Origin of the sequence: Shewanella sp. HL-SH8 (assembly GCF_051165765.1) — a bacterium.
Classification (GTDB): Bacteria; Pseudomonadota; Gammaproteobacteria; order Enterobacterales; family Shewanellaceae; genus Shewanella; species Shewanella glacialimarina.
Genome location: NZ_CP195039.1, coordinates 2238299 through 2264653, shown reverse-complemented (window position 1 = coordinate 2264653; position 26355 = coordinate 2238299). Strand labels below are relative to the sequence as shown.

The window sequence follows — 26355 nt, the reverse complement described above, 5'->3', positions numbered from 1 at the left end:
ATTCAACAGATTTAGCTTATTTTTTAGCAAACTTGCTATTTGTTTTGAAAACAAGGCGCATTAACACGTCAATAGCTGGCCTATTGCACGTTAATGAAACGCAGTTAGCAAGACAAAGGGCTGTTTGGTAAGCGTTTATTATCCCGAGCTGAGGTTAACTAAAGACTAAATTTAATAAGGTACCCCATGGAATTAACTCGACACCAGCAGGCTTATTCTCTTATCACTGGCTTATTATTCAGTGCCACTGTGTTGTTCAGCGCTCATACATTTGCAGACATCAGTCCAATAAAAATTGAATCGTTCAAAGTGGAGCCCGAGTCCTGGTGGGCTGGCATGCACAATAGCCAATTACAACTATTAGTGTACGGCAAAAACATAAGCCAATTTGAGGTAAAGCTTATTCACGCAATCGATATAAATTTAGTCGATGTTAATGCCTCACAAAGCCAACATCACTTATTTATCAACTTAGATTTGACCAATGCACCGCCACAAAACTTAACGATTGGGCTTTATGATAATAATACGCTCATACAACGTATTGAATACCCTATTTTAGCGCGAGAGAAAGAGTCTAAAAACCGTCAAGGTTTTAGCAATAAAGATGTAATTTACCTCATTACACCCGACCGTTTTATTAACGGCAATTCGGAAAATGATAACCACCCTGACATGCTTGAACAGGTTAATCGAGCCGATAAAGATGGTCGCCATGGTGGTGACATTATGGGTATTCGTAAAGCACTGCCCTACTTGAAAGATTTAGGCGTCACCCAGCTTTGGATCAACCCACTACTTGAAAATAATCAACCGCAGTATTCTTATCATGGCTATTCGGCCACCAACTTTTACAACATTGATCCACGCTTTGGCAGTAATGAAGAATATAAATCCTTAGTAGAAGAAGCCAACATTTTTGGCATTGGCATCATTAAAGATGTGGTGGTTAATCATATGGGTTCTGGCCATCAATGGATGAAGCCATATGGCCTAGGTTTTCCCACCTCAAGCTGGATTAACGGCCAAGCTAAATGGCAGCAAGATGCTAAAAATATCACTTATACCAGCCACAGACGCACCACAGTACAAGACCCTTATGCAGTAGCATTAGACACCGCAGAGTTTGAAAGCGGCTGGTTTACCGACACTATGCCTGATCTGGATCAGCGCGATCCCTATTTAGCTACCTATTTAATTCAAAACAGTATTTGGTGGGTGGAATATGCAGGCCTTAGCGGTATTCGTGAAGACACCTACTCCTACGCCGACAAAGCTTTTTTGGCAAAGTGGTCTAAAGCGGTAATGGATGAATATCCCAACTTTAATATCGTCGGTGAAGAATGGACCGCCAACCCCATCACGGTCAGTTATTGGCAAGCAGGCAAAAACAATAAAGACGGTTATCAATCATATTCACCAAGCATGATGGATTTCCCTTTGTATGAAAAAATCATTTCAAGTTTAAACGAAAAAGAAGATTTGGGGACTGGGTTAATAAACTTATATGAAATGCTCGCCAATGATGTGGTTTATGCCAACCCAACAAAGTTGGTGTTATTTGAGGGTAATCATGACACTAATCGTTTATACAGCTTGTTAAATGAAGACATGGCGTTATACAAAATGGCCATGGCATACGTGCTAACCAGTAACCGTATTCCACAAATTTTTTATGGTACTGAAGTGGCGATGACCAGCCCCACAAAAGACCGAAATGACGGCGCGGTTCGGGCTGATTTTCCAGGTGGTTGGAATGGTGATAACCGCAGCGTGTTAGAAAATACCAATCTCACCGCCACTCAAGTTGATGCACTTAACTTTACGCGAACATTGCTCAATTACCGTAAGCAGTCTGAAGCGATTACGGCAGGTAAACTCACTCATTATGCGCCCCAAGATGGCGTTTATGTGCAATTTAGGCAAGCCGAAGATGAAACGTTAATGATCATTTATAACAAAAATGAGCAAGTGGTTGAATTAGAGTTAGCTCGATTTCAGTCAAGTATTACCGGTAATGAACCGAGTGCAGAACCTATCATCGTCAAAGATATTCTGACATCACAATCGTATTCATTAGAACAAAGCCTTAAATTAACGCAAAAAGGCGTCACCATTCTGCTACTTTCCAGTAGACAACATTAATCGTGACTGACACATGCCAGCATTTAAAATCAATAAATACGTTAACCAATAAGAATCCTAATATGAATTTAACGCCATTACCCTTAACTCTGTCTCGTGTATCCACTTTACTCATCCTCAGTGGTTGCTTAACGGCTTGCTCTGGTGACAAGCCTTCTGCAACAGGATCTATTATTGATACCACATCAGCACAAAATCAAAGTGCTGACATTGCCGCTGAACTGCCCCATAAAGCAGTGGTTTATCAAGTGTTCACCCGCCTATATGGCAATACCAACACAACCAACAAGCCTTGGGGTACTCTTGACGAAAACGGCGTGGGTAAATTCAGCGACTTCACCGATGTGGCATTACAAGACATTAAGTCGTTAGGCACAACCCATGTTTGGTATACAGGCGTTCCCCACCACGGCGTCATTAATGACTACACTGCAATAGGGATAGCAAACGATGACCCTGACGTAGTCAAAGGCCGTGCGGGATCACCTTACGCAGTAAAAGATTATTACAATGTTAATCCTGATCTAGCAGATGACCCAGCCAACCGTTTAGCCGAGTTTGAATCGCTCATTGCCCGCACCCATCAGCAAGGAATGAAGGTCATTATCGATATTGTACCCAACCATGTGGCGCGTAATTATCAATCCTTATCCTCGCCCGCAGGTGTAGAAGATTTTGGCGCTCAAGATGATAAAACTCAAACCTACAGTAAAAATAACAACTTCTATTATGTCGTTGGCGAAAACTTTCAAGTCCCTGACCCAGCCAATGGATATCAACCACTTGGCGGCGATGCTAATCCACTGAGTGACGGCTTATTTACTGAGTCACCAGCAAAATGGACAGGTAATGGCTCGAGATTAGCCAAACCGGACGCTAATGACTGGTATGAAACAGTCAAAATTAATTATGGTATTAAGCCCGATGGCAGCCATGACTTCCCTGCCTTGCCTAATGACTTTGACACAAAATCAGCTGCTGGACATTATCTATTCTGGCAGTCGCAACCCAATAAGGACATTCCAGATTCATGGCGTCAGTTTGAGCACATCACTCAATATTGGTTAGATAAAGGGGTTGATGGTTTTCGTTACGATATGGCCGAAATGGTGCCCGTAGAATTTTGGAGCTATCTCAACAGTCACATTAAACACACCAAACCCGATGCGTTTTTACTCGCCGAGGTGTATAACCCAAGTCTTTATCGCGCCTATATTCAACAAGGCAAAATGGACTATCTGTACGATAAAGTCGATTTATACGATACCCTCAAAAACATCATTCAAGATAAGGCTAGTACCGCACAAATTGCTATCGACCAGGTAAAAGTCGCCGACATTGAAGCCCATATGCTGCACTTTTTAGAAAACCACGATGAACAGCGGATTAACACTACTGACTTTGCGGGTTCAGCAGAAGCAGCCTTACCGGCTATGGTGGTTTCAACCTTAATTAGCCGCTCCCCCACTTTGCTTTACTTCGGACAAGATGTTGGCGAACAAGGCGCTGAACACGCAGGCTTTGGTCAGCCGACTCGTACCAGTATTTTTGATTATATTGGCGTACCGGCGCATCAACGTTGGATGAATAACGGCAAATTTGATGGAGGACAATCAACAGCGCAAGAAAAAGCCCTGCGCCATTATTATCAACGGCTATTAAATTTAAGCCACACAGCAACAGCATTAAAAGGTGAGTATCAAGAGTTAGATACATATCAGCGCAAACTTAACGTGGTCGGATATGACCATAAAGTGTTTGCATTTAGCCGCTATAACCAGCAGCAGCAATTGATTATAGCCAGTAACTTTAGCCAGCATGAAGCCAAGCAATTTAGCCTTGAACTCCCAAAAAACCTTATGCAAAAGTGGAACATTCATACTCACGTTAAGTTAACTGACTTACTGAGCGGATCGACATATCAGCTAAAATTAACACCACAAAAGCAGGGTAATGCCACAATTAATATCAGCTTACAACCACTAGAGTCGGTTATATTGAGCGTTTCACCATAGGCATCTTTACTGTATCCCCTAGCTTGGCAAAACTGGCTGGGGGATGAAGTCAAAGGCAATCCATCCATCGCTGGTCATTGCTTGTAGGTAATAATCATTACCACAAATTGGCCAGGCTGAATAAATAGCAATGTCATTTAGCCTCACCCAATACCATCACTCTCATTAATACCTCTAAGACCAAAACCCAAAACATACAAAGAAATAAGTATTAATCAATCTATCGACGCAGCAATATTTAAACTTATTGCTATGCTTAAAGCAACGTAATGAAAAACATATTATAGCAAGATAACCAATTTTTACGGTTTCAATGCCTAGGGCGCTTATGGAATATAAAACCCAACACACCATTATATTGCTTTATGTTTTGGCTTTTATTTACAAAGTCACTATTTATACTTTTGCTTGGCCTGAAGATTTAATTGAATTCGTTGCTGAAATTGCGATGCTGATCGCGTGTTTTGCGGTAATGTACTACATCAACCCTCTCAAAGTGTTTCCGAAAATATATTGGCTAATGCTGTTTGGTTCAGCCTTTTACAGCATGTCTGCATTTATGGATTTAACAGAAGAATTTTTTGTAGAAAGTACTGTTCGTAACAGTAACCTTGATGATTTTTTAAAAACCTCAGGCTTTATTCTTTTAAGCCTTGGGATCCATAGATGGATGAATTTACACCTGCAACTAATCAGCGAGTTAAAACGTAAAGCAGAAACGGATCAATTAACCGGATTGCTAAATCGGCGCGCTTTTATCCAAAGAATAACAGGCACATTTAAGCCTAAAAAGTCAGAAGGTCGTGCTTTTTTGTTACTCGATATCGATCATTTTAAAGCAATAAATGACAATTACGGCCATACGTGTGGCGATCAAGTATTAGCCGCTGCGGCAAAGTCATTAAAATCTCAAGTACGAAAAGACGATATTTTAGCCCGTTGGGGGGGAGAAGAATTTCTGTTTTTCCTCGCGAATGTGACCAAGGATGAAGCCATTGCTATCGCAAATTCATTAAGGCAACACATCGCACAACTGACATTTGAATGTAATAACGAAGCCATTCAATGCACCACAAGTATCGGCATTTACCATGCTTTTAGCTCAAGTGGCCTTGAAAAAGAAATTGACAGTGCGGATCAAGCCTTATATCAAGCTAAGTCAAATGGGCGTAATTGCGTTGTGTTATACGAGTAACAGAGTCCCTTTCCTTTTGATTAATACCATTCACAAACGGCTTAAATCGTCTTCTGCCTATATCAATCAAACACACCCTTAAATCAATTTTAGCGTTACAGCCTGTAGTAAAACTGAGATAATGCCATGAGGATTTATTATCTTTATGCGAATCCTAATATTGCGCATAGCCTTCATAATTTATCGGTGTTTTTTGCGTCTTTTTATTTCAATAGGATATTTTCATGCGCGCCTTTGTTTTACGAGCCAGAGCGGCTCCCGTCGACAGCAAACTTTTTCTAGCAGGCATTGGCCAAGAAGCCCACACCGAGATTTTAGCCCACGTACTAATGAACACGATTTTTGTGGCGCAATCATACCGCGGCGATGTAGTGGTGCATTTGGTGCTTGAAAGCACTAATGACTTTTCCCGCACCATCAGTTTTACCTCAAGCGAACTGCGCAATATTGGCGGCTTTCATGAACAAAATCTCACCGCTAAAATCGCCAAAGCGTTAGATGCCTCTAAAGGCATGAGTAAAGAGCAGTCCCGTGTCGTTGAATCTGGTATTACTGTGCGCACTGTCAGTTTTGAAAAGTTAATCCAAGAGTTAGCTGAACATTATCAGCTGTATATGTTGGAGAAAAAAGGCACCCCAGTACGGGAAGTCGAGTTTGCTCATAATGCGTGCTTTCTACTCACTGACCATATTCCCATGCCTAAAAAGAGCTTTAATAGTTTAAAGCGTCTTGGCACCCAACATATCAATTTGGGTCCTAAAATGCTGTTTGCATCTCAGTGTGTGTTGTTAATTCACAATGAGTTAGACATGAGATTGTAATGGATATTGGCTAAGGCAGAAATCTTATTATTCCATATTCAATGACTTGACGTAGGGATATTTTGTATGACAACAATGTCCTGTTAGCATAACGGTGACACCGCTATGATTAGTCCACAACCATCATCAAATGGTGGTTTTTTATTTCTTAATAAACATCTACAAGGGCTTTCTAAAATATTCCTTCCACCGCCAAATGTTCCAGCTGCATTTTTATAAAAACAAATCATATCCTCAGATAAAAATTAACATACAGGTTTCACATTAACTTACTCTCATTGAGCCGTGAGGTAATACGCTGCGCCATGCTAGAGCACGCTTTACCGGCCTTGTAAGAGTCGCTGGCGAGTGCCTTATTTATCATCACAGCAATACAAAAGACATTCGCCGCCTTTTAAAAGGCGCATCAGAGCAGAGGCTTAGCCGGCGTTGTCTATAAAAAAACTACCATAAAAAATAAATTCCTCTAGTCTTTTATGTAATGTGAAAGTTACCGACTAAAATTGACGTGGTATAGACCCTGCCCTATAAGTCATCTATACCTTACAAATCACATAATCACATAATCACATAATCACATAATCGATTTTCAGCTATAAAGGAATAGAACGATGAGCATGATGAAAGAATTTAAAGATTTTGCAGTAAAAGGCAATGTAGTTGATATGGCTGTTGGTATTGTCATAGGCGCGTCTTTTGGCAAGATTGTCACTGCATTAGTTGCGGGGGTTATTATGCCTCCGATAGGCGTGTTATTAGGTGGAGTAAATTTTACTGATTTAGCCATTGTGGTAAAAGATGCGGTTGGTGATGCGCCAGCTGTGGTGATAAGTTATGGGGCTTTTATCCAAACCGTTATTGATTTTACTCTCATTGCATTGGCAATATTTGTGATTGTAAAAGGCATTAACAAATTAAAGAAAAAAGAACAGGCAGCGCCTAAAGCACCACCAGCCCCGACTGCACAGGAAATATTACTAACGGAAATACGTGATTTATTAAAAGCTAAATCATGATGATTCCTGCTAGCTAAAAATGATCGCAATCGATGCCACCCCTTTGATTCTTACATTGTTAAGCATTGTAAAATAGCGCTCATTGCAAGCTCCCTCGATTACGGAAAAAGGTGGCTAATACTGATTAGCCACTGAAATTTAATCGAGTTAAGGTCATCTATTTTTCTGTGAACCAAATTGACTTGATATTGTCATCAAAAACAGAAATTTATCTTATTGTTAATATTACATTATTTATATTAATGTGATCTTAAACATAATTCCAAATACGAATAGTTTGCATTATTCATATCAATTGGTAGAATCCGTGTAATTTCCACTTTTACTATTAATTGAGATGAAAATGATGAAGAAAACATTACTTGCCACAGCATTATTGGGCATGTTTGCAAGCCACTCTGCCGTTGCGTCACAAGAGACTCAAGAGCTACGTAAAATTATTGAACAGCAGCAAAAAGTATTAAAAGACTTAGAAAAACGCCTTGAACAGACAGAACAACGTGTGGAAAAAACCGCTGATGTTGTTGAATCTACTGCATCAAGCAAATCTGCCACCACTATCGGTGGTTACGGTGAATTGCACTACAACAACATCTCTAACAATCTGAATAACACCGATAAGAAAGAATTCGATTTCCACCGTTTCGTATTATTTGTGGGCCATGAATTTAACAGCACAACACGTTTCTTCTCTGAATTAGAAGTTGAGCATTCAATTGCTGGTGAAGGCAAAAAAGGCGAAGTGGAATTAGAGCAAGCTTATATCGAACATGACTTTAATAACATGTTCACCGGTAAAGCGGGTCTATTCCTGATGCCAGTGGGTATTATCAACGAAACTCACGAACCGACAACTTTTTACGGTGTTGAGCGTAACCCTGTTGAAAAAGACATCATCCCAGCAACGTGGTGGGAAGGTGGTCTTAACTTAAATATTAAAGCGGCTCCTGGTATTACGTTTGATACCGCTGTGACTTCAGGTCTTTATCTAAACCAAGATTCAGGTTATAAAATCCGTAACGGTCGCCAAAAAGTCTCTGAAGCCAAAGGCGAAGATTTAGCTTATACCGGCCGTGTTAAGTACACTGCGGTGCCGGGTCTTGAGCTTGCAGCGACGGTACAATATCAATCAGATTTAACCCAGGGTGAAGCCGGCGTTGATACTGCATCAGCGACATTAATGACAGCTCATGCTATCTACAACATCGAAAAACTCTCTGTTAAAGCGCTTTACGCTCAATGGGATATCGATGGTAAAGAAGCTGAAACCTTAGGCCGTGATAAGCAAAACGGTTTCTACATCGAGCCTTCTTATCGCATTAATGACCAATTTGGCGTATTCGCTCGTTACAACGAGTGGGACAACAATGCGGGCGACGATGCAGACACTAAGAAAAAGCAAACTAACGTAGGTATTAACTACTGGTTACATGAAAACGTAGTCTTTAAAGCAGACTATGAAAACATCGGCGGCGCCGCTGATTCAGACGGCTTTAACTTAGGCGTTGGCTATCAATTCTAAGTAATTGAGTCTGTGGATATAAGCCTTTGGGCTTAATCACATAAAACACTTGGGGTGGCTATCATTTTTTCAGTATGATAGGCACCTTTGTTTTATGTGCCTTTTTTTCAATAGTGCCTAATTAAACCGATTCTAATTAGTCGACCCTAACTAAGAGCTCCATTGATTTATGAGATTACTTTACTGCATCGTACTTGGTATCAGTTTATTAATGCCTCAGGCTCAGGCCGAAACCACTCAATATTTATCTTCTCAGGATTTTATCAAACAGGCTTTTGCAGGCGAATTACCTAAAGCTAAGGTGTTTTGGCTTGATAATGAAGCCAAAGCGGCTATTGAAGATATTTTATCCCACAGTTTTAATAAAATGCGGGTGCGTTATTGGCAAAAAGATGACGCCAGTGTGTGGATTTTGGATGAAATTGGTAAAGAAGCCCTGATAACGGTAGGCATTCACGTCAAGGCTGCTGAGATAGCTCAGACAAAAGTGCTAGTTTACCGTGAAAGCCGCGGTGATGAGGTGCGCCATGATTTTTTTACCGACCAATTTAAGGCTGCCAAGCTTAATGCTGATAATAAGCTCGACAGACATATTGATGGCATTACTGGGGCAACCTTGTCTGTACGCGCCTTAACCAAATTATCCCGTATTGCACTGTGGCTCGATGCCCATGTTAATAAAGCTGAGAATTAGTCCATAACAATGACAGATATGACGAGCAAAGGTAATGACAAAAAGTAGACGCCCAAACCAACAACTGAGACGCCAAGGGATTAAATATCAAATCCTCAGAGCACTGCGTCCTTGGCATCGTCGACTTGGTCTATTCAGTGGCTTGTTTATTCTATTATTAGCCCTCACAGGTGTGGCCATTAATCATAGCCAAGACTTCAACCTAGATACAGCCAAGGTGAAACAGGCTTGGTTGCTGGACTATTACGGCATCAATGCACCGCAACAAATAACGGTATTTTGCCTTGATTCGATTACAGGATCTGCTTCTGACGCCAATGTGACAGCTAATGCGGCATCGCCTTCCCAATGTAAAGTTTTAGTGGCGGCTACAGACCGCCAACTCTGGCTGAAAGACAAACTTATTCTGGAAAGTCAGTTACCAATAATTGGTGCTACACAGGTTGGAAACTCCCTGGTGGCCGTTGATGCTAAGCATGTGTATTTGTTTTCAGCAGCTGGTGAGCTTTACGAAACCCAAGGCCCAAGTACCGGACTTCCACAGGGCATATTGGCTCTGGCTAATACTGATGCTGGAGTGTGGATAAATACTGCTAAAGGGCTGTTTTTAAGTGATGTCGATTTACTGGAATGGTCGCCACAACCAGCCAATGCTGATTTTGCTTGGTTAGCCCCAATGGCTAAAAATGAATTAGTGCCATCACAATGGCAAACTATCGAGCTCAATGCCCGTAGTGTTCACTTAACCTGGGAGCGAGTCATGCTAGACTTACATAGTGGTCGATTATTTGGTGCGTTAACAATCTGGTTGTGGGATTTATTCGCCCTCGCCTTGTTGTTAGTTGCCAGCAGCGGTGTGTGGATTTGGGCAAAACAGCGCTAAAATCATCAACAATTTCCTGTCATAAACGCTTGTATTCGACAATACTTAGATTCTAAAACACATCAATTCAAAAACACTTAGAGTTAAAAATAGTTAGATCGAAAAATAATTGGGATCAAAAATAATTGCCGTCTCTGCCCGAGTGCCCCTACTCGTATGATTCGCATGACTGCGTAAGCTTGATTAACGCTTTTAGCACCTGATTACTGCTCGCCATTTATGGTACTTAGCGATTTATATATCTTTAAACATTTAATGCCAGAATAAGTATTAAAATTGCCCCCCTCTTCGAATAAAAAGATGATAAATTGAGTTACCACTACCAATATAAAATGATAAGTAACGATAAGTAACAAATGAGAAGTAACTTAAGTGGCTGACATCAACATAAGAGTCATTTCACTAGATGTCAGATAATTACTTTACAGTCAAGATTTAGACCATTCAGGAGCATATCAAATTGAACCAATTAACTGAGCAGCTTATAGATTGTCCCTACTGTGGTGAAGCTATTGACATTCTGATTGATTCATCCGACATGGGGCAAGAGTACATTGAAGATTGCCAGGTGTGTTGTAAACCCATTAATTTCCTGGTTTCTGAAAGCGTTAATGGCGAACTGACGGTTAATGTTTATGGTGAAGACGAAGCTTACTAATCATTGATTAAATGGCGATAATTTCGGCCTAATCCCAAAGCAATTCGAGTTTTTAAAAGTTTATTAAATACATATAATTGATTGTGATCAAATACATGCCACAGCCAGACTCGGTATCAACGCGATACCACCAATACTGGCTGTGAAACAATGATATCTAGTATACTAACCACAATTTAATAAATCGAAAAATCGTCGATGCGCAATACCCTAGGGGAAATAGCCCTTGCACTCAATCATCCAGGTACCCCTATGACACATAAACTCTCCCAGGACACTTCTGCAACTGCCGAGACCGTCAATACCATCGACGACCTCACTAAATTGGCTAACTATTCATTCATGGATACGCTCAACTGCGATCCTGACGCAAAAGAAAATGGCATCGACTATGCGCCGCGCCAAGTATTTAGCGGACACTACGTCACCATTAAACCGACGCCTATCGAAAACCCCGAATATGTAGTGCATAGCAACAGCTTATTTAGAGATTTGGGTTTTGCAGACAGCATGGCGCAGTCAGCCGACTTTATGAATATGTTTTCCGGCGACCTCTCAAATGTGCCAGCACCCATGAGTAAACTTGGTTGGGCAAGTGGCTATGCTTTGTCTATCTTTGGCACTGAATACATTCAACAATGCCCGTTCAAAACCGGTAACGGCTATGGTGACGGCCGCGCTATGTCTGTATTTGAAGCTGTCATAAAGGGAAAACGCTGGGAAATGCAGCTTAAAGGTGGTGGTCGCACGCCATATTGTCGCGGTGCAGACGGTCGTGCAGTGTTACGTTCAAGTGTCCGTGAGTTTTTAGCACAGGAGCACATGCACGCGCTGGGTGTACCAACATCGCGTTCGCTAAGTTTGTATGTGTCGAAAACCGAGACGGTAAAACGGCCGTGGTACTCTGAGGGTTCGCGTTCGCAAGATCCTGACAGAATGATTACGGAGGCAGTTGCGATTTCAACGCGTGTGGCATCTTCATTTATTCGAGTGGGGCAACTCGAGCTTTTCGGTCGCCGTGCCCGCAAACAAGAGCACCCGCAAGCAATGGCTGAGCTTGAACAACTGGTATTACACTTAATCGATCGTGAATACGCTGATATAATCGACTCACAGCTTAGTATCAACGACAAAGTGTTGCTGCTAGCAAGCGAGTTCCGTCACCGCCTAACCTCATTGGTGGCAAACTGGATCCGCGTCGGCTATTGCCAAGGCAACTTTAATAGTGATAATTGCGCCGCCGGTGGTTTCACCCTCGACTACGGTCCTTTCGGATTTTGCGATGTGTTTAACCCACAATATCAACCCTGGACAGGCGGCGGTCAGCACTTTGCGTTTTTGAATCAAGGCGTGGCTGCAGAACGTAATTTTCTGATGTTTTGCAAGGCATTAAGCCCATTATTAGTCAGTACACCCAATGACTTAGAGCAACTCCAACAGTTAGTAAATGGCTTTTCGAGCGAAATGCAAACAAAAATGCAGCAGATGTGGGCCGCTAAACTTGGGCTTAACACATTCAATGCTTCGCTATTTACAGAGCTTGAAACGCTTATGGTGCAAACACCTGTTGATTACACCTTGTTCTTCCGCGAACTCTCAGCACTACCTGCCGATATTACCCCTCTGAAAAAAAGTTTTTACCAGGATCTACATCACGCTCCCGAAGGATTTGAGCAGCGCTGGTCAGCCTGGTTAAGCCAGTGGCAGTCATTACTGGGTTGCACAGCTGATTCGGATATTGATGTGAGTTCTGGTGAAAGTGCAGATGCAAAAAACAATGTCAATTCAGCGCAGCCTCGCACCCATGATGAAATAACTAAGCAGATGACACTGGTTAACCCAAAATACACTCTGCGTGAATGGTTACTGGTGCCAGCCTACACCCAAGCAAACGAAAGCAATTACTCACTAGTTAGAGAATTGCAGGCTGTGATGACTCAACCTTATGCCGAGCAGCCTAAACAAGTGGAAGATAAGTTTTATCGACTTAAGGCATCTGAGTTTTTTGCGATCGGTGGCCTGTCGCACTTAAGTTGCTCATCGTAAGCCAAGGGGAGCTGGTCGATCAGGAATAAGCGCTGAATACGTATGCAGATCTTTGCGGTAAAATCGTAAAGCGTCATATATTGCTTGTTGCATAAATAAAATAATAAACAACAAGGATTTTGTATGGCGCACGCTTCTTTATCTGGCTCAACTAAATTACCTAAGCTCACTAAATTAACCCGCTTAGTTCATTCAACGGGATCAACTCACTCAACGGCCTCGACAACAACTCACAATGCTGGCATAGCTAAATATGTAAGCTTTACACCTAGCGCAATTAGCTTGTCATGTGCTTTAGCAGTTTTCAGCTTGGCCATTCCAAACATGGCGCAAGCTGAAACAGTAAACGTCGTCTCCCCTGATAAACACATTTCAGTCAGTTTGACAGACGACAATGGTCGTCCTGAATATCAGGTTAAATTTAACGGTAACACCGTGGTTAACCCAAGCAAACTGGGCTTGGTATTCCAGCAGTTGGGTGAGTTTGGCGTTGATTTCAGCATTAAAGAGGTTAAAAGTAACAGCGTTGATCAAACCTGGCAGCTACCTTGGGGCGAGCGAGAAAATGTGCGTGATCATTACAATCGTATTGTCGCGACGCTCAGTAATGGCAAAGTCGATTTTGATATTGAATTTAAAGCCTTTAACGACGGTATTGGTTTTCGCTACATAGTGCCAAAACAAGCTGGACTGGCTAAAACACCCAAGCTGGATATTACTGACGAATTAACTGAATTTGCCATACCTAATCCGCAAACGGCTACCGCATGGTGGATCCCCGGTCGTGGCTGGAACCGTTACGAGTATTTATACCGCACTACCTCGCTGGATAAAATCGATAGAGCCCACACGCCAATGACGTTTAGAACCGCTGATGGCGTGCATTTAAGCATCCATGAAGCCGCCCTCACCGACTATGCGGCTATGGTACTTAATCAAGGTCGTGATGGTATTTTACGCGCAGATTTAACCCCCTGGTCCGGCGGTATTAGGGTTAAAACCCAGCCAGGTTTTTCAACACCCTGGCGTACTATTCAAATTGCTAAAGATGCCCCAGGACTGCTTAACTCAGACATTATTATTAACCTCAACGAGCCGAATAAACTCGGTGATGTGTCATGGGTGCAACCGGGTAAATACGTGGGTATTTGGTGGGGTATGCACTTAAATGAAAACACCTGGGGCAGCGGGCCTAAACATGGCGCGACCACCAGTGAAACTAAGCAATACATGGACTTTGCCGCCAAGTATGGTTTTGATGGCGTATTGGTTGAAGGCTGGAATGAAGGCTGGGACGGCAGTTGGTTTGATAACGGTGATGTGTTCAGCTTTACTAAAGCCTACCCTGATTTTGACCTTGATGGGATTAGCCAATATGGCAAAAGTAAAAATGTGCGCTTAATTGGTCACCATGAAACCTCAGGTTCAGTCACTAATTACCGTAAACAAATGAGTGATGCCTATGATTTGTACAAAAAGCATGGCGTAACTCAAGTTAAAACCGGCTATGTGGCCGATGGTGGTGATATTAAACGGGTTGATGAACACGGTATTACCCGCCATGAATGGCACGACGGCCAGTTTATGGTTAATGAGTACCTTCACAGTGTCACCGAAGCGGCTAAGCGCGGTATTAGCATTAATACCCATGAACCGATTAAAGATACTGGGCTTCGCCGTACTTATCCTAACTGGATAGCCCGTGAAGGCGCTAGAGGCCAAGAGTTCAATGCATGGGGCTCGCCACCTAATAACCCTGAACACACGGCCATTTTACCTTACACTCGCATGTTGTCGGGCCCGATGGATTTTACCCCTGGCATATTCAATCTTGCGCCTGAAGGCTTAGATGCGGTTAATCGGGTACAAACCACATTAATGAAGCAGCTTGCGCTTTATGTGGTGCTTTATAGTCCTATTCAAATGGCGGCAGACTTACCGCGTAACTATGTTGAGCGTTTAGATGCATTTCAATTTATTTTGGATGTGCCAACCGATTGGAGCGAATCAAAAGCACTTGCTGGCGAAGTCGGCGATTATGTGGTTTTTGCACGTAAATCACGTAAAAGTGATGATTGGTTTATCGGTGGATTAACCGATGAAACACCGCGCAGTGTCGAAGTGGCGTTAGATTTTTTAACCCCTAATACACAATACCAGGCGCAAATTTATCGTGACGGTGATAAAGCTGATTGGTTAACTAACCCATACGACTATGTTATTGAACAAAAAGTGGTTTCAGCTAAAGACAAGCTGACACTAACGATGGCCGCCAGTGGTGGTACTGCGATTAGATTTAAATTAATTAAATAACATAGACTTGCTAAAGAATATTGGCTTGAGTATTAAGCTAAAAAATGTAGCGAGAATGTGCTACTTAAGTTACCTATAATTGATGAATACGTATGTATTCAGTTGTGCAAATCCAGACAGCGAGGCTACTATAAAACCTGCTAAATTCGCTCTCGCTTGTGGAGATGAAGAAGGCTAGGTCGTTTCTGATACTGACCAGACTATGGCAAGTATCGGCTTTGGAGTACCTCGATTAACTTTGTTTAGCGTTTTGTTTGCTGAATAAGGATATTAGGTCATTGGCGAATACCCGTCTTAGGGAGATGTGTATTCGCCATTTTTTTATCTATCGACTGAACAACCGCCTACCCATAATAAGGATAAAAAATGTCGGCAAATAACCATATATCGCAAGAGCTAGGTCAGCAAAGCCATACTCAAAAAAGTAATAGCTCAAAAAATAATAACCAACAGGTTCAGCCGCAACTCAATTTTTGGCAAATATTTAATATGTGTTTTGGCTTTCTAGGCATTCAATTTGGCTTTGCCCTGCAAAATGCCAATGTCAGCCGAATATTTCAAACCTTAGGCGCTGAGATAGACGACATTCCTATTTTATGGATTGCAGCACCGCTCACCGGATTAATCGTTCAACCCATTATTGGTTACTTAAGCGATAATACCTGGAACTTTTTAGGTCGCCGTCGTCCTTATTTCTTAATCGGTGCCATTTTTACCACTCTGTCGTTATTCATTATGCCCCACTCGCCAACCTTATGGATCGCCGCGGGGATGTTATGGATTATGGATGCTTCAATTAACATCGCCATGGAACCATTTCGCGCTTTTGTGGGCGATAATTTACCGCAAAACCAACGCACCCAGGGCTATGCAATGCAAAGCTTTTTTATTGGTGTCGGCGCGGTAATTGCATCAGCATTACCCTATATTTTGACTAATTATTTTGATGTCGCCAATACCGCACCTGCGGGTGAAATTGCCGACTCAGTACGCTACGCTTTCTACTTTGGTGGCGCGGTACTGTTTCTAGCTGTTGGTTGGACAGTTGTGTCCAGTAAAGAATACTCTCCTGAAGAATTGGCGGATTTTCATCAGCAAGAAACTGATCAACAGCAACCGCTAGTGGAAAACCAGCGCAGCGTAAGCCAGTATCGAAATGGCGCAATGATTTGGATGGCGATTGGGGCAATATTTACTGCCATCATTGTGACTCAAGATCTCGATAAACAGCTTTATATCTTAAGTTTAGGCATTTTTGCTTTTGGTCCTTTGCAACTCATTTGTTCAATAAAACTGGCAAACAAGAACCAACAAGCACGCAGTTCTTTGGGATTAGTGTTTAACGTGGTTGACGACTTATTCCACATGCCAAAAGCGATGCGACAACTGGCTGTAGTACAGTTTTTTGCCTGGTTTGCCCTATTCGCCATGTGGATTTACACCACAGCCGCGGTCACCTCATATCATTATGGTTCTACTGACGTGGTTACCCAAGCCTATAATGACGGCGCTGATTGGGTCGGCATGTTATTCGCTTCATACAATGGCTTTGCTGCCATTGCGGCAATCATTATTCCTTTTTTAGCCAAAGCTGTCGGCATTAAGTTTACTCACACTATCAATATGTTTTTAGGCGGCATTGGCTTAATCAGTTTTTACTTTATTAAAGACCCGACTCAATTGTGGATCCCGATGATAGGTGTCGGTTTCGCTTGGGCTTCTATTTTATCTGTGCCGTACGCCATGTTATCGGGGGTTATTCCACCGAAAAAAATGGGTGTATATATGGGCATTTTTAACTTTTTCATCGTGATACCCCAACTGTTGGCCGCCAGTATTTTAGGATTATTACTGAAAATATTCTTTGATGGTCAGCCAATATATGCCGTGGTATTAGGTGGGGTATTTATGATGATTTCAGGCATAGCCGTGCTATTTGTTGATCAAAACAAACACACTCAATAATAAGTAATTAATAAACAATCAGTCACCGTTTTATAAAGGCTAAACAGCTCAAACAAGTGCCTTCATAGCGACTATAAAAATAGTTGATACACATAATTAACAATAAGAAATTGGGGAACTCAATGTCAAAAATTGAATCACTTATCAAGCAGACAACAGTTGCCAGTGCAATTAGCCTTGCGCTACTCAGTTTAAGCGCCTGTTCAGATAGCACAACGGCACCAATAGATGAGCCTATCGCTAGCACAGTGACTCATATTGCACCTGGCGCTCCGGGAGCGGATCCTGTGTGGGCATTTTCAGGAAAAACCGGTATTGGCACTTCCTATGAGCCTTATTCCAGTGGCCAGTATGTTGACAGCGAAGCTAACCCTGTCAGTAAAGTGTGGTTCTCAGTCGCCCAAGGTATTTTAACAGAAACCATGTTCGGCATGATCCACAATGCACAGCTAAAAGAATTGCAATTTGTGATTGTGGGTAATGGTTTTGTTGATACTGAAAAAGAGAATACCAACAGTACTATTGAATATCTGCATACCGACGACCAAGGTCGACCATTATCTTTGGCCTATAAAATTGTTAACACGGATAAAGACGGTAAATACAAGATTGAAAAACATCTTTTCACCGATCCAAACCGCGACAGCTTAATGATGAAGGTGGTTTTTACCGCATTTGAAGATGGTATTACCCCTTATCTTTATGCTAACCCACACATAGACAATAGCGGCGCAAATGATATTGCCAGTATTGAAAATGATGCCTTGGTGGCTTATACCAGTGCTGATGATTCATCGGTATTAACCATTAAATCCGATATTGATTACGTCAAAGCCAGTGTGGGTTTTGTTGGCACCTCAGACGGTTTAGTCGACTTAGCCGATAATGGCCAGCTTGATAAGCTGTATCAAAGTACCAGTAAAGACAAGTCAACCGTAGGAAATGTCGCATTAACGGCGCAATATCCTACCCTTAATAGCAACAGCTATACGGTCAACTTTGCTATCGGTTTTGGTCACAATAAAGAGGCAAGCCTCAACAATGCTAACATCACCCTTGAAACCGGTTATGACGCTGTATTAAGCGCCTATCTTGGTGATGATAAACATATTGGCTGGAAAGACTATTTAGCCTCGCTAACACCCCTTAATAATATGTCGACTAACACTGCCGATAGTGGCAAGTTACTTTACACCAGTGCATTAGTGCTAAAAGCGCAGGAAGATAAAACCCATGCGGGTGCCTTAATTGCCTCACTGTCTAACCCATGGGGCGACACGGTGTCAGCTAAAGTCGGCAGTACGGGTTATAAAGCGGTATGGCCGCGAGATTTCTATCAATGTGCGATGGCATTCTTAGCCATGGGCGATACGCAAACGCCTAAAGTCGCATTTGAGTATTTGAAAAAAGTCCAAGTAACCGCTCAAACACCTGGTTATGAGGGAACGCCCGGCTGGTTTTTACAAAAAACCCATGTTGATGGCGAAATTGAATGGGTGGGTGTACAGCTAGATCAAACCGCCATGCCTATTATGTTAGGTTGGAAACTGTGGCAAGCGGGTGTATTAACCGATGCCGAAACGGTGAAGTGGTATCATGACATGCTTAAACCTGCAGCTGATTTCTTAATCACAGGCGGCAAAGTTAAATTAGATTGGAATGAGACTGAAATTACCCCGCCAAGCACTCAACAAGAGCGCTGGGAAGAACAAGCAGGATACTCTCCGTCGACCACTGCTGCAGTAATTGCAGGCCTAGTCGCAGCAAGCGAGTTAGCTGTGTTAGCGAAAGATGAAAACAGCACTCAATACTTAAATGCAGCGCGCAAGTTAGCTGCCGAATTAGAAACCACTATGGTGGCTAATACAGGTGATTTTGCTGTAAACCAGCACGCTGAAGTTGCCCCTTACTATGTCCGCATTAGCCCTAATGGCACCCCTAACACGGCAGATAAACTGCTTGATAACAATGGAAAAATGGGTGTTGATCAACGTACCATTTTAGACGGTGGATTTTTAGAACTTGTGCGTTATGGTGTTAAAAACGCTCAGGACCCAACAATTAAGAACAGCGTGTTGCTGATTGATAACACCAAATTGGACGATAACCTGAGGGTAAAATATGAATTTACCGCCAAAGATGGCAGCACTGTGCCAGGTTATCGCCGCTATGGAAACGATGGCTATGGTGAAGATATTGTCACAGGATTAAGTTATGCCGAAAAGGGCAATACTGAACAGCAACGCGGACGTGTCTGGCCATTCTTTACCGGTGAGCGCGGCCACTATGAATTAGCACGGGCTAAAGCATCTGGCACGCTTAACCCAAACACTAAATCGCAACTTATCCAAACTTATGTACAAGGGATGGAAATGTTTGCTAATGAAGGGTTAATGCTGCCAGAACAAGCTTGGGATGGTGTGGGCAATGCCACTCGCTATAACTACAAAATGGGCCAAGGCACAAACTCAGCCACCCCACTAGCGTGGACACATGCTGAATACGTTAAATTGGTTCGTTCAATAACAGATGAAAATGTATGGGATCACTACCCTATTGTCACTGAACAGTTAAGCCAATAAACACCAACTATATCAACTTAAGTTATTATTAATATTCAGATAATTTAACAACTTAATACCGTGACATCGAAAGATGTTACGGTATTTTTTTAGTTTTTTCACTTGTTAACTCACGGTAAAATTGTTACAAAAGCATATGCAAATTTTGCATTATAAAAAATTGGGATTAGGAAAAAACAATGGAATGGTATTTAACAGTTTTAAAAAAGTATTTTGTATTTAGTGGCCGTGCCCGCCGTAAAGAATATTGGATGTTTGCTTTATTCAACTTCATCATTAGCTTTGTGTTATCGCTAGTCGACATGGGAATTGGTAGCTACAATGAAATTATGGGATTAGGTACGCTAAGTGGTATTTATACCCTACTGGTGCTTATACCAAGTATTGCAGTCGCCATTAGACGTTTACATGACACCAATCATTCTGGCTGGTGGCTATTAATCGCATTAATTCCGCTATTGGGTGCATTATTCTTACTCGTTGTTTTCTGTTTCGATAGTAAAGAAGATAATGAATATGGTCCAAACCCAAAAACGTTAAATGATAATGACAGTGGCAATAGTGCCACCGTCGAAGCCTAGAAAGTAAATTAACTCGGTAAAATCAATTGACATAAATTGGTTTTAAAATGAGTAACAAAGCATAGCGTGAGACTTTATCAGCCTCACGCTATGCTTTTTTGTTAATGCCAAATTAATAATTTTATTACGACTAGCTAATAATGTTCGTTACAAAATGGGTGGCACTAAAACTAACACTAACACTAACACTAATTATGCCCTTACCTTCTGTATTAAACTCATTATCGCTAACGCTATCGCGCCTGCAACAATACCAAACAAGGCATTTAGAATACTTGGCGTGAGCATTTTCAATAGGCCACCTATATAGTCTAATTGCTCAACCAAAACAGCAGCATGTTCAATATAGGCTCCAACCACATGAATACCGTGGGTTAAAATACCACCGCCCACCATAAACATTGCAATTGTTCCCACCACGGTTAATATTTTCATTAAATATGGCGCGGCGATAATTAATTTAAGCCCAATGTATCGCCCTACGCGATTTAAAAAACCTTCACCTTGGCGTTTATTGAGATAGAATCCAAGGTCGTCAATTTTAACAATACCCGCGACTAAACCATACACGCCGACTGTCATCACTACCGCGATAACCGATAAGGTTAAAAACTGACTCATTAAATCAGACTCAGCGACCACACCTAAACTAATAGCAATAATCTCTGCAGAAAGTACAAAGTCGGTGCGAATTGCCCCTTTTATCTTTTCTTTTTCATAGGTTTGTAAGTCAGCAACATCTCTGGATAATTTTCGTTCAACTTCGACAGCATCCGATTTTTGAGAAGGTTTATCCAGTGAAGGCTTATGCTGATAAGAATGATGTAATTTTTCAAAGCCTTCGTAGCATAAGAATAATCCACCAAACATTAACAATGGCATAATAGCCCAGGGAATAAATGCACTAATTACTAGCGCCGCCGGCACTAATATTAACTTGTTGCGAAAAGAGCCTAACGCTACCGCCCAAACGACAGGTAGCTCACGTTCTGACGCGACCCCAGACACTTGCTGAGCGTTTAATGCTAAATCGTCGCCCAGCACGCCTGCGGTTTTACGTGCTGCGACTTTACTCATCGCAGCAACGTCATCTAAAATGGTTGCAATATCATCTAGTAATGTCAGTAAGCTTGCACCAGCCATAGTGAGTTAATATCCTTGAAATAAAGTAAAATAAAATTATAAAACGTACTGCCAAAGCACACCGAATGAGTCAAAGTCATTTCCAATACGGGTGATGACACCAGTATTGGCATAAAGTTTTACGCTATGATGTTGATTTAAAGCTAATGAATACGTTAATCCAAAACGTGAATTATCTTGATCATCATGGGCTTCAATCCCATTTTTACTGGTTTCACCACCGATAAAATAATTGCCACTTAATGATAACCACTGGCCTCTGGCCAAACTATAAATCAAATGTCCTTGCAAAGAATATTGCGGTGCTTTGTCTAAATGTACACCGTTATAAAACTCATCGTTGTCACTGTATAAGCGCACCGTGGTATTAGCACCGTAATACCAGTTACCCTGTCGAAAAGACACACCGAAACCAGGTCTAAACACCCATTGATTAGCGCCAATATTGACTAATTTACTGGGATCATATTCACCAATTGGTGCAGTAACTTGCAGACTCGCCCCCATAACTAGCCCTTCTTGGTATTGACCAAACTCTTGTTGTGTTAACGCCGGCGCGCCATAAAAGTTCCAGGTTAATTTAACGACGGGATCAGCATAACCACAGCGTTCAGCTTCAACATACTCACCTTGAAAGACCGCAGAACCGGCCATACAGACACGACTTGCAACCACATCAAACTTAGATGAACTGCCGCCTAAATCAAATGTAGTAGCATAACCGATAATCCCAGCATTAATTTCAATTTGTGATTGTTCGATAGGCACTTCTGGCGCAGGTGATAAGCCGCCCTGTGAGCGACCATAGCCAGCCACTAAAAAGTGCATATCAATAGGTATGTTGGTGTAACTGCGGGGTTCTAAATCTTGAGCCATGCTTTGAAAACTGCTTACACTTGTGAGTACAGCAAAAGCGAAAACTTGTAGTCTAAAGAATTGGCGATATGATGGCGTTTTCATTGAATCTATTTATCCTTAAATGATAACGGATGCAGAGGCATTAAAAACTCATTCAGGAATATCATTAAGGTTAAGAACAATTAAAACCTTAATGATATTTACCCATTAATCTATTGTTGAACCGCAAGATTGACGTACCACTAGATTAGTAGGAATTAACATAGGTGACACTTCTTGCCCGCGGATCAGTTTGAGTACACTGTCCACTAAAATCTCCCCCGCCAATTGGGTGTTTTGCTTAATGGTGGTTAGTGGCGGATTAGCAAAGCTAGCCACTGGTATATCATCATAACCAATAATGGCGACATCTTCGGGTACGTTAACACCGCGTTTTTTTAACGCCCTAAGTGCACCAATAGCAATTAAATCACTGGCTGCAAAAATAGCATCAAATTGAGTCCCTTTGTCCAGCAAGGCATTGGCGGCATCAAAGCCTGAGCTTTCTGTGCTAATAGCATCAAATTGTAATTGCTTATCAAGGGGAATATTTTGGTTTTTCAGGGCTTCACAATGGCCTAAGTAACGGTCTCTAAATTCTGGGCTACGGCTTGAGGAATCTCCTAAGAATGCAATTTTTTTCCGACCTTGTTGCAACATATGCTCTGTGGCTATAACGCCACCTTGATGATTATCACACCCGATTGATAGTACAGATTTATTATTATGTTCAGCGCCCCATATTACAAAGTGAGTATTTTGCTCTAGCAGTTTTTCAAGCTTGTGGGCGTAATCCATATAATCGCCATAACCAAGCAAGATAATACCATCGGCCTTATTACTGTCTTCATAGTCCGCATGCCAGTCACTAGAAAGCTGTTGAAATGACACCAGTAAGTCATAACCCTGACGTGCGGTAGCACGGGTAATGGAACCCAACATAGAAAGAAAGAACGGATTAATCAATGAATCATCATTAGTGGGATCTTCACAAATCAGTAGCGCCAATGTATGACTATTTTGAGTACGAAGATTACTGGCGTTTTTATCCACTTTATAATTTAATTCTTTAGCTATCGCTTGTATGCGTTGCCGGGTTTCTAAATTAACTAAAGGACTATTTCTTAACGCGCGAGAAACCGTTGACTGGGATACCCCTGCACGATAGGCAATGTCAATTGAGGTTGCTTTAGATGCCATTTTTACTGTTCTACCTTGTTAATTTAATGAGTGAAATAATGGTTATTTATATTCCTAACTCATCAAGCAAGCTATCTGCCTCATCTGTCACTGAGTCTTTAACTGCGATTGAGTTGGCTGACTCACTTGCAGTTTTATCATGTTGCTTTCTATGGGTTTCAATTAATGCATCAGGATCAAACTCTTCATCCATTTCGAAATCTCTTGAACGAATAAACTCAGTTTTATCCATGGCAAACTCAAGATAAAATATATGATTGTTCTGTGTTCTAAAGGATACACGGCGGGCAACTGCATTATCTAAATTGGTATCAACAGAAATAGTAAGCTCTTTATTAAGTGTCAGCATTTTAGGCTGGCTTTGGCTAATAGAGGTTTGTAACTCTTTCGATACTTTGCTGATAAAATCACCCAGCATTTGGTTCATCAACTCACCCATCACATTGGCAACGTCATCAGATGTATGAGAAAAAGCCAATTCATTTTCAGGCATACCCATATTGATCATATAGCGGCGATAAATTTCAATTGCTGCATCAGCTGAGAAGTTGATCACCACTAAACCAGAAAAGCCACCGTCAAAAATAGAAAAGCAACCTAAGTCAGGCTTTAAACGAGTACGAGAAATAGATTGCACCATTCCAGCATGGATAACACTACTTGCAGTGGTATTGGATAATACATGGGAAACTGAATGACACAGTTTTAGTAAAATATCGTCGTTTTTAACGGTTTGAGAAGCGTTCATGGCATACACCTTATTTTTATAATTAAGCTAATCTTGCGGGTAAAATGATAAAAAATCAAAATTAAAACAAGTCTTTAGGGCGAAATATGAAATAATAGGACATTTAACAAATTAAACTATTGATTTACAATAAATTAATAAATTATAGCTGTTATTTAAATTTTTTCTATTAAATGTATGTTGCCTCACATTTTTGCGACAATAAACTCCTGTAAAGTCCATTAATCTTTATAATCAACGGCTTCTAGGGTTAATAATTTTAAGGATAAAAATGATTGCTTCATTACGTCAGTTGACCATATTAAAACGCCTATTTATTATGCTAATTCTTGCGGCAATCGGTACTGTATGCTTTGGTAGTTTTTCTGTTAAAGAACAATACGACAATCTGGTTAATGAAAAATATCATCAATTAGCGGGTAATATTGTTCAATTCAATGCAACCATAGAGGAATTAGCCTCTCAAAACATCCCTAGTTTAACTGTTGTAGCCATTCTTGATGCTATTAATCAGCAAGCTCAAAATCCTATTTATCTGCTAGATAACAACAAACAGCTATTATCACCGTCTACTGATGTCTTTTTTTCTAAAGCCGACATTTCCAAGTTAACCGATATCAATGGCCATTTCAGTCTTAATGCATTGCTTGATTTAGCTAAAAGTCAGGGATTATCGAATGGGTCGATTGAATTCACTATAAATGGCGACTCTCAAACACGTTTATTATCAATAAAATATGATAACCGGCAGCAACATTATGTACTTTCTTATGCCGATAACGACAGCATTAATACCGCACTCAAAAGTATCATAATTGACTACTTAATCATTATGATGATGATTTCTGTGCCTATTTTTATCTTCTTCTTATTGCTTAATCATTCAATCACCCAACCTATCAATATCGCCATCGAAACTATGCGGGACATTGCCGCAGGTGAAGGCGATTTACGTCAAAGACTGGATGAAAATGGTAAAGATGAAGTCTCTGAATTAGCCAAAGCATTTAACTTATTTGTCGTCAAAATTGCTAATGTTGTTGCAGAATTAACTCCAATTGGCAATCAACTCAACATCAATGCCAACGAGCTATTAAAGGCGGTCAGCACCTCACAGCAGAGCAGTCAAAATGTGAATCAAGAAACTCAAAGTGTTGCAGCAGCAATTAATGAAATGTTAACTACTACCCAAGATATGGCGCGTAACACACAACAAACCGCTGAAAATGCCAACAAAGTGACTGAAGAGGCTAAACATGGTCAACAATTGATGTTATCAACAGTGGTTCAAAGTGAGGCGCTAGGCAATGAGCTACAACATAATGTGCAAGTCAGCGAAAGCTTATCCCTTGCATCTAATGAAATAAGCTCTATTTTAGATGTGATTAAAGCGATAGCAGACCAAACTAACTTACTGGCTTTAAATGCCGCCATTGAAGCCGCACGGGCGGGCGGCCATGGTCGTGGCTTTGCGGTTGTAGCAGATGAAGTGAGAGCATTGGCAAACCGAACTCAAGACTCGACCAATGAAATCAATCAAATTGTGTCTAAAATTCATAAAGGAATTGAATCTTTACGCGAGAGTAATAGTCAAACCCTTAAACAATCCGATGACTTACAATTAAAAGCACGTCAATCAAGTGATTCTATGGTAAGCATTCTCGCGTTAGTTGATAACATCAACGACATGACCAGCCAACTTGCCAGTGCAACCGAGCAACAAGCTATGGTGACTGAAGAGGTAAATATTAATATTAACGCCATTTCAGGCTTAACCCATCAAGTGGTAGCGGCAAATGAATCTAATGAACATGAAGCCAATGAGTTAGAAAAGATCAGTAAAAAAATGGATAACACCCTCAAACAATTTAAGATTTAATTCATATACAACGAAAATCACATTGCTTACTTTGATGCCCTGTTGCATTAAG

19 protein-coding genes are annotated in these 26355 nt (G+C 41.3%); 15 read left to right on the top strand and 4 right to left on the bottom strand.

Features of this window, described 5'->3' with window-relative positions; genetic code table 11:
• The first annotated feature begins 186 nt into the window (after positions 1 to 186).
• From ACRWQN_RS10035 to ACRWQN_RS09970, 14 genes are all read left to right on the top strand, one after another.
• A complete protein-coding gene (locus ACRWQN_RS10035; RefSeq protein WP_434937530.1) occupies positions 187 to 2145 on the top strand; it encodes a glycoside hydrolase family 13 protein in 1959 nt (652 codons plus the stop codon).
• A gap of 62 nt (positions 2146 to 2207) precedes the next feature.
• Complete coding sequence (locus ACRWQN_RS10030; protein ID WP_434937528.1) at positions 2208 to 4160, top strand: alpha-amylase family glycosyl hydrolase; 1953 nt, start codon at positions 2208 to 2210, stop codon at positions 4158 to 4160.
• Between the two features lie 328 nt (positions 4161 to 4488).
• Positions 4489 to 5355: a GGDEF domain-containing protein gene (locus ACRWQN_RS10025; protein WP_434937526.1), complete on the top strand. Its 867-nt coding sequence runs from the start codon at positions 4489 to 4491 to the stop codon at positions 5353 to 5355.
• A gap of 224 nt (positions 5356 to 5579) precedes the next feature.
• Entirely contained in the window at positions 5580 to 6176 is a 597-nt protein-coding gene (gene trmY / locus ACRWQN_RS10020; protein WP_434937524.1) for a tRNA (pseudouridine(54)-N(1))-methyltransferase TrmY, read from the top strand.
• A gap of 611 nt (positions 6177 to 6787) precedes the next feature.
• The gene (mscL, locus tag ACRWQN_RS10015) at positions 6788 to 7192 is read left to right on the top strand and encodes a large-conductance mechanosensitive channel protein MscL (RefSeq protein WP_434937522.1); all 405 of its coding nucleotides are present in this window, start codon (positions 6788 to 6790) and stop codon (positions 7190 to 7192) included.
• Between the two features lie 346 nt (positions 7193 to 7538).
• Complete coding sequence (locus ACRWQN_RS10010; protein ID WP_434940636.1) at positions 7539 to 8714, top strand: porin; 1176 nt, start codon at positions 7539 to 7541, stop codon at positions 8712 to 8714.
• A 211-nt stretch (positions 8715 to 8925) separates the two neighbouring features.
• The gene (locus tag ACRWQN_RS10005) at positions 8926 to 9408 is read left to right on the top strand and encodes an FMN-binding protein (RefSeq protein WP_434940635.1); all 483 of its coding nucleotides are present in this window, start codon (positions 8926 to 8928) and stop codon (positions 9406 to 9408) included.
• A gap of 34 nt (positions 9409 to 9442) precedes the next feature.
• The gene (locus ACRWQN_RS10000; RefSeq protein ID WP_434937520.1) at positions 9443 to 10291 is read left to right on the top strand and encodes a PepSY domain-containing protein; all 849 of its coding nucleotides are present in this window, start codon (positions 9443 to 9445) and stop codon (positions 10289 to 10291) included.
• Between the two features lie 460 nt (positions 10292 to 10751).
• Complete coding sequence (locus tag ACRWQN_RS09995) at positions 10752 to 10949, top strand: CPXCG motif-containing cysteine-rich protein (protein ID WP_434929854.1); 198 nt, start codon at positions 10752 to 10754, stop codon at positions 10947 to 10949.
• Positions 10950 to 11201: 252 nt separating this feature from the next.
• Entirely contained in the window at positions 11202 to 12995 is a 1794-nt protein-coding gene (locus ACRWQN_RS09990) for a protein adenylyltransferase SelO (RefSeq protein ID WP_434937518.1), read from the top strand.
• Between the two features lie 324 nt (positions 12996 to 13319).
• Positions 13320 to 15308, top strand: a complete 1989-nt coding sequence (locus ACRWQN_RS09985) for a glycoside hydrolase family 97 protein (protein WP_434940634.1) — start codon at positions 13320 to 13322, stop codon at positions 15306 to 15308.
• 366 nt (positions 15309 to 15674) lie between these two features.
• Positions 15675 to 17273, top strand: a complete 1599-nt coding sequence (locus ACRWQN_RS09980; protein ID WP_434937516.1) for an MFS transporter — start codon at positions 15675 to 15677, stop codon at positions 17271 to 17273.
• 122 nt (positions 17274 to 17395) lie between these two features.
• Positions 17396 to 19855, top strand: coding sequence for a glucan 1,4-alpha-glucosidase (locus ACRWQN_RS09975; protein WP_434937514.1), 2460 nt, complete (start codon positions 17396 to 17398; stop codon positions 19853 to 19855).
• Between the two features lie 179 nt (positions 19856 to 20034).
• The gene (locus ACRWQN_RS09970; protein WP_434937512.1) at positions 20035 to 20436 is read left to right on the top strand and encodes a DUF805 domain-containing protein; all 402 of its coding nucleotides are present in this window, start codon (positions 20035 to 20037) and stop codon (positions 20434 to 20436) included.
• 192 nt (positions 20437 to 20628) lie between these two features.
• On the opposite strand, the gene ACRWQN_RS09965 is transcribed toward ACRWQN_RS09970, so the two are convergent.
• From ACRWQN_RS09965 to ACRWQN_RS09950, 4 genes are all read right to left on the bottom strand, one after another.
• On the bottom strand, positions 20629 to 21579 hold the full coding sequence (locus tag ACRWQN_RS09965) for a DUF808 domain-containing protein (protein WP_434937510.1): 951 nt from the start codon (positions 21577 to 21579) through the stop codon (positions 20629 to 20631).
• 36 nt (positions 21580 to 21615) lie between these two features.
• Positions 21616 to 22539 carry a transporter gene (locus ACRWQN_RS09960; protein ID WP_434937508.1) on the bottom strand — a complete coding sequence of 308 codons (924 nt, stop codon included), beginning with the start codon at positions 22537 to 22539 and terminating at the stop codon, positions 21616 to 21618.
• A gap of 105 nt (positions 22540 to 22644) precedes the next feature.
• The gene (locus ACRWQN_RS09955; protein WP_434929860.1) at positions 22645 to 23676 is read right to left on the bottom strand and encodes a LacI family DNA-binding transcriptional regulator; all 1032 of its coding nucleotides are present in this window, start codon (positions 23674 to 23676) and stop codon (positions 22645 to 22647) included.
• Between the two features lie 46 nt (positions 23677 to 23722).
• A complete protein-coding gene (locus ACRWQN_RS09950; RefSeq protein WP_226410076.1) occupies positions 23723 to 24424 on the bottom strand; it encodes a DUF3334 family protein in 702 nt (233 codons plus the stop codon).
• A gap of 271 nt (positions 24425 to 24695) precedes the next feature.
• Between ACRWQN_RS09950 and ACRWQN_RS09945 the strand changes: the two genes are divergently transcribed.
• On the top strand, positions 24696 to 26303 hold the full coding sequence (locus ACRWQN_RS09945) for a methyl-accepting chemotaxis protein (RefSeq protein WP_434937506.1): 1608 nt from the start codon (positions 24696 to 24698) through the stop codon (positions 26301 to 26303).
• Positions 26304 to 26355: the final 52 nt, after the last annotated feature.